Origin of the sequence: Algibacter sp. L4_22 (assembly GCF_023473045.1) — a bacterium.
GTDB lineage: Bacteria > Bacteroidota > Bacteroidia > Flavobacteriales > Flavobacteriaceae > Algibacter.
This window is the reverse complement of record NZ_JAMCOK010000003.1, coordinates 679,781-692,688: the sequence shown is the minus strand read 5'-3', so window position 1 is coordinate 692,688 and position 12,908 is coordinate 679,781. Positions and strand designations below refer to the sequence as shown.

Sequence of the window (12,908 nt, the reverse complement as noted above, 5' to 3'; positions counted from 1 at the left end):
ATCTTATGCTTTGCTAAAAATACGTTTCCAGCTTTTCTTTTTTAATTGAATGTTAGTATTGTTTTCTTGGTTGAATTTTGCAACGATTTCCTTTTCGTGAAGTTTATAAAATTCAGGATCGAAATTAGCATCGGCTAAATGTTCTAAAACATAATCTACCGTGTGCTTTTCATTTAAAATCTTGTCGAAAAATTCGTGACGCATTCGTATTCCGAAATTGTTAATACCAATAAATTCTCGAGTTGTTTTATCGTAATTAATATGAATACATTTTTTTCCATCTTCATGTTCCCAATAAAAACGAGATTCATGGTCTTTGGCTTGCGCCCAAACCCAACCATAGGTTTGGTACTCTATATCGATAAACTTGGCAGAGTTAAACCAATGGCCAGGTTTATATTGTGTTTTATTATCGCAAATAGTTTGTGCTAAGGTTTCTCCCATCATACGGCCAGTATACCAAACAGCTTCAATAGGGCGACGTTGATCAATACCTTCATGTTGCTCGGCACAATCACCAATAGCGTAAACACCTTCTGCATTAGTTTCTAGGTAACGATTCACTTTTATACCGCGTCCTATTTCAATACCAGAATCTCTTATAAAGTCTATATTTGGAGCAACTCCAGCGGTTAAACCAACAACGTTACAAGAAAGTTCTTCTCCTGTTTCATCAATAATAACCGATTTAACATTACCGTTTTCATCGGCAACTATTTCTTTTAAGTTTGTAGAAAGACGTAAATCTATTCCGCTACTTAAAATTTCACGGTTTATCATTTTGCTTTCACCTTCAGGTAACACACCATTCCAAAAGCTATCTTCTCTTACTAAAAATGTTACCGGAATATGGCGCGAGTGCAACATTTCGGCCATTTCAATGCCAATTAATCCACCTCCAACAATTACGGCTCGTTTACAAACCTTATTATCTGGTGCATATTTTTCTAGATTTTCTAAATCTTGCTTATGGTACATGCCCATAACGCCATCTAGATCTTGACCAGGCCAACCAAATTTGTTAGGTTTACTTCCTGTAGCTATAATGAGCTTATCGTAAGTTAAAGAACCACCATCTTCAAAATGAAGCGTTTTGTTTTCAGTCTCAACTGTTTTAACAAAAGCTTTTTTTAGTTCTATTCTATTCTTTTTCCAAAACCAATTTTCATAGGGTTGTGTATGTTCAAACGTCATGTGTCCCATGTATACATACATAAGAGCTGTTCGAGAGAAAAAATATTCGGTTTCAGCCGATATAATAGTGATTTTTTTATCAGAAAGTTTTCTAATGTGTCGCGCTGCGGTAACACCCGAAATTCCATTCCCGATTATAACAATATGTTCCATAATTTTTAGAATTGTGTTTCTTTAGGTCGTTTTAAAGATAGGAACTTAACTTGAAGTATTAGTTTATAATCATTTTAAATAGGTATCTAGATGTAAGGAGCTTTAAGTTTAATGGACTTTGATAGAAGCTTTTGTAAAATGTAAGATGGCTAACAATTCAATAAAAAAAAGAGTTGTTATTTTGAATTATTAAAATTTATAGTATGAAAAATAAAATTATTATTACTGCAACCATATGTTTATTGTCGTTTGCAAGTTTTGCACAAAACACGAATGATTTCTTTTTAAAGGCCGATTCTTTTTTTAAAGAATACGTGGTTAACGGAAAAGTTGATTATTCTAAAATAAATGCCGATCAAGCTCAATTAGATGAGGTTTTAAGCTTAGCTGAAGGTATTACAGTTTCTAAAAATGATGCTAATGTATACCAAGCATTCTGGATAAATGCCTATAACTTGTCCGTAATAAAAGGAATAATGGATAACTATCCTTTAAATTCTCCTTTAGATAAAAAAGGTTTTTTTGATAAAACACCACATGCTTTAGGAGGTAAAAATATCACATTGAATGATATTGAAAATAAACTTTTACGAGAGGCTTTCAAGGATGCTAGATTTCATTTTGTATTAGTTTGTGGTGCTATAGGTTGCCCACCATTAATTAGTAAAGCGTATTTACCAAAAACGTTAAATAACCAAATGACGAAGCAAACTAAAGTGGCTATAAATGGAAGCTTTTTAAAGGTAAACGTTAAAAAGCTTCGTGTAGAAGCTTCTCAAATTATGGAATGGTATAAAGGTGATTTTACCATGAATGGAAAAAATGAAATAGACTTTATTAACCTTTATAGAACCGAAAAAATCCCTGCCGATTATAAACTGAGTTACTTTCCTTACAACTGGAAAACTAACGCGCTTTAATACTAATTATAAAACACATAATGATGAAAAAAATACTAATAACTTTACTATTAACTATGTCTTTAGTGGGGTTTGCCCAGGAAGATACAACTGAAAATAAAAAAAGTAATATACAAACCTATACACCATCAAAACTATTAAGTAGTGGGCAATGGGATATTAAGTGGTTTAATAATTTATATACCGAAACTAAAGATTTATTTGGTCCGAATGGTAAAAAACAAGATATACCAAGAAATACTTTTTTCACCTCCACTCTAGATGTTTTTACAGGTATTTCAGCTAACAGTAAATTAAATGTTGGTTTGTTATTAGAGTTTCGTTCCAATGTTGTTGGAGGTAGAGACGCTTTAGATGTTTTTAAATTTGATGGAGAAACAAACTCTGCACGTTCTGGTTTAACGTCTTTCGCACCAGCAATAAAATTTAATCCTATTAAGGGTGTTGGTAATTTTACCATTCAAACGGCTTTTCATATTCCTTTAATAGATAATGAAACTGAAAACGGTGTGTATCTAGATCAAAAAGGATTCATATTCCAGAATCGTTTTTTCTATGATTACAGTTTTTCTGGTGGAAAATGGCAATTGTTTTCAGAACTTAATTCGGAATATAACTTCGGAAAAAAAGAAGATAGTTTTGCAAACAATAGCGTACGTTTAACACCTGGCGTGTTTTTAAGTTATTTCCCAAGTTCTAAGTTTACTGTTTTAGGGTTGATACAACACTCACAATTAATTGATGCTGGAAATGATTTCTCTCAAGATTTTACAGCACTTGGTGGTGGTTTAAAATATCAATTAACAGATGTTCTTAATGTAGAAACCCTTTATACAGGCTTTGTAAGAGGTAATGATACGGGCTTAGGACAATCATTTAACATAGGTTTAAGAGCATTGTTTTAATGATTAGTTATTTTAGAAGTTAAAAAAACTTTTTAAATGAAAAGAGAAATACTCTTAATTCTAGTTGCAGTAATGCTTCTACAGTCTTGCAACGCCCAACCACAAAAAATTAACGGCGTAAGCTTTGTGGCATCCAGAGAAGCTATTTCTCAGGTTAATGTTATGCCTGTTGTAAAAGTAAACGCCAATTTTGCTGCGATTATGCCTTTTGGCTTTATTAGGGATATTGCGCATCCGGAAATTAAGTTTAATACCCAAAGACAATGGCTTGGAGAAACTAGAAATGGCTCTAAGCAATATGCTCTTGAATTACGAAAACAAGACATCAAAATAATGCTGAAGCCTCAAATTTGGGTGAGTCATGGGATATATACTGGCCATATTGAAATGGCAAATGAAGAGAATTGGCAAGTTTTCGAACAATCGTACTCTAAGTTTATTTTAGAATATGCCAAGTTAGCAGAAGAATTACATGCCGAGATTTTTTGCATAGGTACAGAATTAGAAAAATTTATAGCTCAAAGACCTGAGTATTGGGTAGGTTTAATTGCGAAAATTAAAGATATTTATAAAGGTAAACTTACCTATGCAGCTAATTGGGATGAGTTTAAAAGAACACCTTTTTGGGATGAGTTAGATTATATTGGTATAGACGCCTATTTTCCGGTTAGTGAAACTAAAACACCAACTTTAGAAGAGTGCATGTCTAATTGGAAAGTGCATAAAGCGGTTATTAAAAGCACATCAGAAGTATTTAAGAAGCCTATATTATTTACCGAGTTTGGTTATAGAAGTGTTGATTATTCTGGTAAAGAACCATGGCGAAGCGATAGGGGTATGAATTCTGTAAACTTGCAGGCTCAAACAAATACCTCTCAAGCTTTATTTAAAACATTCTGGAAAGAAGAGTGGTTTGCTGGTGGTTTTATTTGGAAATGGTTTCATAATCACGAAACAGCGGGCGGCGTAAATAATTCTAGATTTACCCCTCAAAATAAACCCGTAGAAAAGTTGATACAATCTTATTATGGCGATCATAAGTAAATTTAAATATGTAATTGCATGTCTATTTCTTGGTTCTTGTGCAACTGATGATGTCGACGATTTAATTATAAATGATGCTACTATTTTATCTCAATTCTTAAACAATAAAACTTACGAAGAAGATACCGTTATTGCGTGTGCCGCCAGTAGTGAAAATGATGTAAATGTTGTTTACGTTTATTTTTATCCAGAAGAAGGTGCTAGCAATTTTAAATTATATGAAACAGATGAATCTGAAGTGGATAGCAAAGATTTTTCGGAATATAAATTCATTGATTTAGATACCCAGCCACTTTTTAATGGTGCTTTACGTTTTTTTGAAACCAAGTCTAATGGCGCTTGGTTTACTGTGGTTTACAATGTAGATGAAGCTATAAAGATAGCAACTCCAATTCGGAATAAAAAAAACGAACAGCCTTCTTTATGGACCGATGAGGTTAGTATTAATCAACAACAAGCATTAATGCCTTTATTTACTTGGGATATTATTTCCGAAGAAAACAACGCTATTTTCTTTGAAGTTTTGTCAACGGAAGATTCAGATTTAATTTCCGGAACATATACATTCAACAATCAATTTCAATATTATAAACTAGATAATGTGGTGCTAAATATTACTCCAAATACACCACCAAATTTAATATCAGGAAATAATTATATATTTACAGTAATGGACGTGAGCTTAGATAATTGGGTAAACCAAGTAATCATGACGCCATTTGCTGCTAAATAATGAAAAAAAAACTACTCTTTATTTTATTACTAATCTGTTTTAGTGGTGTTTCACAAAACCATATTATTGCCGATTTAAAAATTCAAGGAAATAAAAAACTAAAAACGTCTTTTTTAAAAAGTTTGGCCTCCATAAAAAGTGGTAGTGTTTTAGATTCTACGGTTATTGAACAAGATATTAAGCGCCTAAAACGTTTGCCTTCGGTAGCTCATGCGTATTATCAAGTATTTCCTACGGAAGAAGGTAGCTATAATGTGTTTTATGGTATTGAAGAAAACTTCACACTCATTCCTTCATTAAATATTTATACAACCGATAATGATGAATTTGCATATCGATTAGGGTTAACCGAATTTAATGCCTTAGGAAGAAATATTACCGTTGGTGCATTTTATCAAAAAGATGTTTTCCATAGTTATGCTTTAAATTTTAGAGCACCTTATTTGTTTTCCAAACAATTAGGTTTGGCTTTTAATTTGCAGAGTTTAACCACGCTAGAACCGGTGTTTTTTAATAATACATCGGCTTATTATCGGTATAATAATAAGTCTATAGGGCTTTCTGGTTTGTACGAGTTTAATTTTAGCAACAAACTAGAACTTGGGATAAATACTTTTGTTGAAGATTATAAATACGAAAGCGGGGAAACAAGTCCAGAGGTTCCATTAGAACTAAATATACCTAAATGGCTTTTAAAAGGGATTTACGAGTTTAATAATTTAGATTATTCTTATCAGTATATATCGGGATTTAGAAGTCAGTTTAATTTTCAGTTTGTAACATCTAGACGCGAAGGTGTTGAAGAATTTTTTATAGGTTGGAACGATTTTTTTCTCTTCAAAAGAGTTGGGGAAAAAGGCAATTGGGCAAATAGAATTCGGTTGGGTTTAGCATCTAATAACGATACGCCTTTTGCACCGTTTTCTGTAGATAACAATGTTAATATACGTGGCGTAGGGAATACCATAGATAGAGGTACGGGTGTAATAGTCGTTAATACAGAATACCGCCACACACTTTTTGAAAAAGATTGGTTTGTTCTGCAAGGGAATGCCTTTGTAGATGCTGGTTCTTGGCGAAATCCTGGTGGTGAACTATCCGATTTTAGTAGAAGTAAAAACATGAAACTTTATCCAGGCATTGGGTTACGTTTTTTTCATAAGAAGATCTATAATGCTGTTTTTAGAATAGATTATGGCTATGGTGTTTCTAAAAACGCTACACAAGGTTTAGTGTTTGGTATTGGTCAGTACTTTTAGTTTATCGATGCTTTGCCATTTTTTTAATTGCTAAAGCGTTTTTACGAAAAAAAAATATTTTTATTCGGAAGAAAATTCTTTCTATTTAATTAGTGATTTTTTTTTAGTTTACTTACAATACATTGATTTTACCCCAAAATGATGCAAAATTAACAGATAAATAAGCATACAAATATATTAATTTCAGTGTTTTGAAAAATGGATGATGACTATATCTTTGCAGTGTAAATTATTACAAAAACAAGTCCAAATCTTAATTAATAATAAAATGGGACATTTAAAATGTTCAATTTTTTATAAAACCTAAAATTATGTTTATATCCCAAGCTTACCACTGTTATCAAGTATTACACGAAGAAAAGAGTTCAGTCTCAAAAATGAGCAAACAAACAAATACGGAGGCTAGTTTTTCTCAAAAATTGAAACAGGTTTTCAATGTTAAAAAGCGTGTATTTCAATCGTAATAAATAGTATAATATATAATGCCCAAATTAAACTGTAAGTGTGAAATACAGTTTAATTTGGGCATTTTTTTATTAAATAATGTTGTGTTTATTCCAAAACAACAACCAAATCTTCAGAATTCACCATAAAGCCAGTTTTTAAAATAATTTTCTTAACCGTACTATCTGTAGTTGCTGTAATGGTTGTTTCCATTTTCATGGCTTCAATAATAAATAAGGGTTGATTTTTATTTACTTTTTCGCCTTTTTTAACGAGAATAGTAGATAGCATACCTTGTAAAGGTGCTCCAATTTCATTGGCATCAGCTTTGTCTGCTTTTATGTTTTCAACTTTATTAACTTTTATTGATGTGTCTTTAATTTTAACACTTCGGCCTTGGCCATTCACTTTAAAATAAACGGTTACAATACCATCTTCATTAGCTTTTCCTATGGAATCTAAAGTGATAAGTAGTGTTTTTCCTTTATCTAATTCTACAATAGTTTCCTCTCCAATTTCCATACCGTAGAAAAAATTCTTGGTTGGTAAATTCATGAGGTTATCATACTTTAAATGCTTATTGAAAGCATCTGTAAATACTTTTGGATAGAGCTGATAGGATAGGAAATCTGTATAATCAATGGTTCTACTTAAATCATGTTCAAATGTTTTTTTGAAGGCTTTAAATTCTTTATCAATATCTAACGGCGGAATATGCGCATTTGGTCTATCGGTATAAGGTTCTTGACCTTTTAAAATCAGCTTTTGGAGCGCCTTAGGAAATCCACCTACCGGTTGACCTAATTCGCCTTTAAATAAATCTACAACCGACTGCGGAAACGAAATCGTATCGCCGCGTTCTATCACATCTTGAATGGTTAAATTGTTACTCACTAAATATTGCGCCATATCTCCAACTACTTTAGAACTAGGCGTTACTTTTATAATATCTCCAAAAAGCGTGTTCACTTCACCATACATTTTGGTGATTTCATGAAAACGATCTTCCAAGCCTAATGCTCTAGCTTGCGGTTTTAGGTTACTATATTGCCCGCCAGGAATTTCATGTTTAAAGACTTCTCCCGATCCTGCCTTTAAACCCGATTCAAATGGATAATAATATTCTCTTACGGTTTCCCAGTAATTAGAATATTCATTTAAAGAATCGATATTAATACGACTTGCTCGGTCTTGAAATTTCATCATTTCAACTACGGAGTTAAAGTTTGGTTGCGAGGTTAATCCAGATAAGCCACCGAGAGCAACATCTACAACATCTACACCTGCTTCAATAGCTTTTAAATAGGTTGCCGATTGTATAGATGAAGTATCATGTGTATGCAAGTGAATTGGGATTTTAAGTTCCGATTTTAATGCTGAAATTAATTCGTAAGCTGCATAAGGTTTTAGTAAACCTGCCATATCTTTTACGCCTAAAATATGCGCACCGGCATTTTCTATTTCTTTGGCTAGATTAACGTAATATTTTAAGTTATACTTTGTATTTTCTGGATTTAAAATATCGTTGGTATAGCAAATAGAACCTTCGGCTAGACCGCCAGTTCTTGTGCGCACATGTTCTATGCATGGGCCAAGAGATTTCATCCAGTTTAGAGAATCAAAAATTCTAAAAACATCAACACCATTTTCCCAAGATTGCTCTACAAATTCGCCAATTAAATTATCGGAATAAGCTTTGTAGCCAACACCATTCGATCCACGAATAAGCATTTGTAATAATAAATTGGGCATTGCTTTGCGTAGCATGCGTAAACGTTCCCATGGGTTTTCTTGAAGAAAGCGCAAGCAAACATCAAAAGTAGCACCGCCCCAAACTTCCATGCTAAAAATATCTGGATGGTTTTTGGCGTAACCTTCGGCAACCTTCATCATATCGAAAGTTCGCATACGTGTGGCCAATAAACTTTGGTGTGCATCACGCATGGTGGTATCTGTAAAATGAACCTTCTTTTCATTCATTAACCACTGCGAGAACTTTTCTGGACCTAATTTGGTTAGTAAATCTTTGGTGCCTTCAGGGAATCTGGCATCGGCATCAAATTTTGGAACTTTTGGTTTTATAAAGGTTTTAGAATGATCTATTTTTTTAACATCTGCATTTCCGTTTACAATAACATCGCCTAAATAAGTAATCAGTTTTGTCGCTCTATTTCTAGGCGCTTTAAATATGAATAAATCTGGATTCGCTTTAATGAAATTAACCGTAACTTTTCCTTGTCTAAAGGTGTCATGTTTTAAAATGTTATCTAGAAAAGGCATATTGGTTTTTACACCTCGAATTCTGAATTCTGCTAAAGCTCGACGAATTTTTCTACTAGCACCATCAAGCGTTCTACTATTTGCGGTGACTTTTACCAGCATAGAATCGAAAAAAGGCGAAATAGTAGCGCCTTGATATATACTTCCCGCATCTAACCGAATACCAAAACCAGACGCACTTCTATATGCCGAAACAGTGCCGTAATCGGGTTTAAAATCGTTTTGTGGGTCTTCGGTTGTAATTCTGCATTGCAGCGCGTAACCGTTTATATGAATAGATTCTTGATTCGGAATTTTAATTTGCTCGTCCGATAACTTATAACCACCAGCAATAAAAATTTGAGTTTTTATTAAATCGATATTCGTGATAACCTCGGTAACGGTATGTTCTACTTGTACACGTGGGTTTACTTCAATAAAGTAAATAGAATCATCATCGTCCACTAAAAACTCAACCGTACCAATATTATTGTAATTTACTGCTTTACAAATTTTAATAGCATAGTTATAAAGTGCCTGCTTTGTTTCATCTTTTAAACCGTAAGAAGGGGCAAACTCAATCACTTTTTGATAACGTCTTTGTACAGAGCAATCACGTTCATATAAATGGACGGTATTACCAAAACTATCGGCAACAACTTGAATTTCTATATGTTTTGGGTTTTCTACAAATTTTTCAAGAAAAACGGTATCGTCACCAAAAGCATTTAAAGCCTCACGTTTACTTTCGTTAAAGGCACCTTTAAGCTCTTCTTCTTTCCTAATTACTCGCATTCCTCGTCCGCCACCGCCAGAAGCTGCTTTTAGCATAATAGGGTAACCAATTTTTTTAGCTTCGGAAATGGCTACGTTAATATCAGTTAACGGCTTTTCGTTACTTTGAATAATAGGAATATTATTTTCAACAGCCACTGTTTTGGCCATAATTTTATCTCCTAAAGCTTTTAAAACAGATACTTTTGGGCCAATAAAAATAATATTATTGTCTTCACAAGCTTGTGCAAAGTCTGCATTTTCAGATAAAAAACCATAACCAGGGTGTATAGCATCCGCACCATTTTTTAATGCGATTTTTATAATTGCATCAATATTTAAATAGGGCTTTAAAGGTTCATTATCTTCTCCAATTTGGTAAGATTCGTCAGCTTTATATCGGTGTAAGGAATAGCGGTCTTCAAAAGTGTAAATACCGATTGTTTTTATGTTGATTTCTGTACAAGCTCTAAATATTCTAATGGCAATTTCGCCTCTATTGGCTACAAGTATTTTTTCTATTTTCAAGGTGTGTGGTGTTTAGTTTACTAAAGTTTAATTTGGTATTAAATATAATTAAATTATTTATAACATATTTGATTATCAGGTCTTTTAATTATTGAATAAACAGCATTTTAATAAAGAATCTGTAAAATGATTTTTAATTTAAATTTAATATTACAATTTTTTAAATTATTTATATTCAATTAGCTTTGCGGAAAAAGAAAGTACACATGCGAACAATTGTAATTGGAGATATTCACGGTGGGTTAAAAGCATTAGTTCAACTTTTAAATAAGTTAGAAGTTAAAGATGATGATAACCTTATTTTTATGGGTGATTATGTAGATGGTTGGAGTGAATCTGCTCAAGTTGTTCAGCTTTTAATGGATTTATCCAAAAAGATAAACTGTGTGTTTATAAGAGGGAACCATGATGTTTGGTGCGAAGAATGGCTAAAAACGGGAGAAGTAAACCAAACGTGGTATGTGCACGGCGGAAAAGAAACTATGGCGAGTTATAATGGTTTTACAAAAGAGGAAAAAGAGGAACAGATTGCTTTTTTTGAAAACTTAAAGTTTTACTATTTAGATAACCAAAACCGATTGTTTCTTCATGCAGGGTTTACATCTATGCACGGCGTTGAAAAGGAAGTACATAAGCCAACCTTGTATTTTGATAGAACACTTTGGGAGATGGCTTTGGCGATAGATAATAATTTAAAGATTGATTCTTATTTCTATCCAAATAGATTAAAACATTATCACGAAATTTATATTGGGCACACACCAACAACTAATTTTAAATGTGATATACCTATGAACGCCGTTAATATCTGGAATGTAGATACAGGTGCTGCATTTAAAGGTAGGATTTCTGGTATGGATATTGAAACTAAAACGTTTTTACAAAGTGATCCTGTTTACACCTTGTATCCAAATGAAAAAGGGCGTAATAAAGATTAGTTTTCATCGTGTCATCAATAAACAGTAATGTCATGTAGACAAAGTAAACATCACATAACGAATATCTAGTTCCATATGTGGTCTCTACTTTGTCTACATCACAAAAAAATAATGATAATAAGTGTTTGATTGTTTATTCCAAACTCTTAAAACCTTTAATAGCTTGGTTTGGCTCAATGACGTTATAACCTTTCCAAAATTCCGGATCGTATTTTGGTAAATACACCGGTTCTACTTTTGGTTTTTCTGTAAAGTCGTTAAAGGTAACTTCCGTTATTTGTTCGTTTTCAAAAACTACTAATTCACTTTTTTCTTTAATCGCCATTACAAAATGAATATCGGTATCTAATTCGTTTTGTTTGCGTCTGCCTTTAACGTGCTTATTTTTTTCAATAATTGTTAACGGACGTTTAATACCAAATTGACTACCTTCTTCTAACTCAGCATATTTTAAAGTGTATTTTTCGGTTTCGTTTTTAGAATAAATAAGGGTTCCTTTTTTTAAGTTTCTTGTGTGAGATAAGCCTAGTAATTTAAAGTTTTTAAGGACTTTTACGTTTTCATAATCTATTCTAACAATCGCGAAATCATCTGTATTCACATAAATTGTTCCTTTAAAATCTTCTTTTCGTTTTGGAGTAAAGCTTATTTTATAAACAAATTCATCATTTAAAAAACTATAATCTTCAACTTTGAATTCAAAACGATTTTGTTTTTCTAAAAAGTTTAAATCGCTGTCTTCAAAAATAAAGCTACCATGTTCAAGTCTTGCAATGGCCGATTTACGGTAATTAGAAAAATCTTTTTTACGCTCTGCTTCTTTCTTTTGTTCTTCTGCAAGCATGGCTTCCGTTTTTTTAACGTCTTCCTTTTGCTCACCATAATCAAAAGCAGTAGAGTCTATATCTGTTTTTACACCAAAGAAACCTGATTTAATTTTGAAATATGAATCGCGTTTTACGTGTTTTTTTAGAATAGTATTTAGCTTTTCTTCGTAACTCTCAAAACTCATTTCTGCGCTTTTGTCGTATAAATGCGAAGCTTTAATAATATCTATTTTTTGATCATCACCTTCACCAGGTTTACCATATAAGTTGGCTAGGATTTCAGTGTAATCGTCAGCATTTTTAGGAATAGCAGCAACTAAGCTATCTATAAATTGTTGGTTAAATTCCGGAATAGTCGATTCGTTGACTTCAACATCATTTTTTATTAAGTTTTGAAACGATGAGGCTCGGTAAAATAGTTTGCTTTTTGTAAAATTATGATCGTAATTGTTTTCTAGGTTTTCCTGTATTTTTTCAATAATTTCCTCGGGCGTATAGTTTTTATTAGAAACTAAAACTTCATCCAATTCCATGGCTTTTGTGCTTAGAAAAACAATACTGTCTTTAAAGTTTTTAGCTAGAAATTGTTTGGTTTCGTAACCCAAACATCTAATTTTTAAAGAATCTTGACTGGCCGTTTTTTTATTTAAATAAATAAGAAAATCTCCATTGGCGTTACTAATAACACCCGAATTGTCATTAATAGAAATAGTGGCATACGGAATAGGTTCTTGCGTAAGAGAATCTAAAATTTTGGCACTAAGAGATTCTTGTGAGTGGCTGTAAATCGATAATAAACAGGTGGCAATAAAAATGTAGAAATGTTTCATGTATATTGTTGTTTCTTATAAAAGTAGACGAATTACCGAACCATTTGTAACATTTAATTTTTATTTAAGTGAATTTTATCAGTTTTTAACATAAAACGAA

General features: G+C 32.4%; 9 protein-coding genes. 6 read left to right on the top strand and 3 right to left on the bottom strand.

Annotated features, from left to right (window positions below; genetic code table 11):
• Positions 1-3: 3 nt before the first annotated feature.
• The gene (locus M4I23_RS11215; RefSeq protein WP_249754447.1) at positions 4-1,347 is read right to left on the bottom strand and encodes an NAD(P)/FAD-dependent oxidoreductase; all 1,344 of its coding nucleotides are present in this window, start codon (positions 1,345-1,347) and stop codon (positions 4-6) included.
• Between the two features lie 203 nt (positions 1,348-1,550).
• Between M4I23_RS11215 and M4I23_RS11210 the strand changes: the two genes are divergently transcribed.
• Genes M4I23_RS11210 through M4I23_RS11190 form a run of 5 tightly spaced genes read left to right on the top strand, consistent with a single transcriptional unit; the run spans position 1,551 to position 6,208 of the window.
• Positions 1,551-2,267 (top strand): DUF547 domain-containing protein, encoded by a 717-nt coding sequence (locus M4I23_RS11210; protein WP_249754446.1) that lies wholly within the window; start codon positions 1,551-1,553, stop codon positions 2,265-2,267.
• Positions 2,268-2,287: 20 nt separating this feature from the next.
• Positions 2,288-3,172 (top strand): hypothetical protein, encoded by an 885-nt coding sequence (locus tag M4I23_RS11205; protein ID WP_249754445.1) that lies wholly within the window; start codon positions 2,288-2,290, stop codon positions 3,170-3,172.
• Positions 3,173-3,208: 36 nt separating this feature from the next.
• Positions 3,209-4,216 (top strand): glycoside hydrolase, encoded by a 1,008-nt coding sequence (locus M4I23_RS11200; RefSeq protein WP_158844808.1) that lies wholly within the window; start codon positions 3,209-3,211, stop codon positions 4,214-4,216.
• Positions 4,200-4,949, top strand: a complete 750-nt coding sequence (locus tag M4I23_RS11195; RefSeq protein WP_249754444.1) for a hypothetical protein — start codon at positions 4,200-4,202, stop codon at positions 4,947-4,949. Before M4I23_RS11200 ends, M4I23_RS11195 begins: the two co-directional genes overlap by 17 nt.
• Positions 4,949-6,208 (top strand): POTRA domain-containing protein, encoded by a 1,260-nt coding sequence (locus M4I23_RS11190; RefSeq protein ID WP_249754443.1) that lies wholly within the window; start codon positions 4,949-4,951, stop codon positions 6,206-6,208. Before M4I23_RS11195 ends, M4I23_RS11190 begins: the two co-directional genes overlap by 1 nt.
• Positions 6,209-6,760: 552 nt before the next feature.
• On the opposite strand, the gene M4I23_RS11185 is transcribed toward M4I23_RS11190, so the two are convergent.
• Entirely contained in the window at positions 6,761-10,213 is a 3,453-nt protein-coding gene (locus M4I23_RS11185) for a pyruvate carboxylase (protein ID WP_249754442.1), read from the bottom strand.
• Positions 10,214-10,419: 206 nt separating this feature from the next.
• Between M4I23_RS11185 and M4I23_RS11180 the strand changes: the two genes are divergently transcribed.
• The gene (locus M4I23_RS11180; RefSeq protein ID WP_249754441.1) at positions 10,420-11,151 is read left to right on the top strand and encodes a metallophosphoesterase family protein; all 732 of its coding nucleotides are present in this window, start codon (positions 10,420-10,422) and stop codon (positions 11,149-11,151) included.
• A gap of 133 nt (positions 11,152-11,284) precedes the next feature.
• Here the strand turns inward: M4I23_RS11180 and M4I23_RS11175 are convergent, their stop codons facing one another.
• Positions 11,285-12,808, bottom strand: a complete 1,524-nt coding sequence (locus M4I23_RS11175) for a carboxypeptidase-like regulatory domain-containing protein (RefSeq protein ID WP_249754440.1) — start codon at positions 12,806-12,808, stop codon at positions 11,285-11,287.
• Positions 12,809-12,908 lie beyond the last annotated feature (100 nt).

Bases quoted from the DNA above. Each gene is read 5' to 3' on its own strand.
- M4I23_RS11215 (WP_249754447.1), bottom strand. From the start codon at position 1,347: ATGGAACATATTGTTATAATCGGGAATGGAATTTCGGGTGTTACCGCA.
- M4I23_RS11210 (WP_249754446.1), top strand. From the start codon at position 1,551: ATGAAAAATAAAATTATTATTACTGCAACCATATGTTTATTGTCGTTT.
- M4I23_RS11205 (WP_249754445.1), top strand. From the start codon at position 2,288: ATGATGAAAAAAATACTAATAACTTTACTATTAACTATGTCTTTAGTG.
- M4I23_RS11200 (WP_158844808.1), top strand. From the start codon at position 3,209: ATGAAAAGAGAAATACTCTTAATTCTAGTTGCAGTAATGCTTCTACAG.
- M4I23_RS11195 (WP_249754444.1), top strand. From the start codon at position 4,200: ATGGCGATCATAAGTAAATTTAAATATGTAATTGCATGTCTATTTCTT.
- M4I23_RS11190 (WP_249754443.1), top strand. From the start codon at position 4,949: ATGAAAAAAAAACTACTCTTTATTTTATTACTAATCTGTTTTAGTGGT.
- M4I23_RS11180 (WP_249754441.1), top strand. From the start codon at position 10,420: ATGCGAACAATTGTAATTGGAGATATTCACGGTGGGTTAAAAGCATTA.
- M4I23_RS11175 (WP_249754440.1), bottom strand. From the start codon at position 12,808: ATGAAACATTTCTACATTTTTATTGCCACCTGTTTATTATCGATTTAC.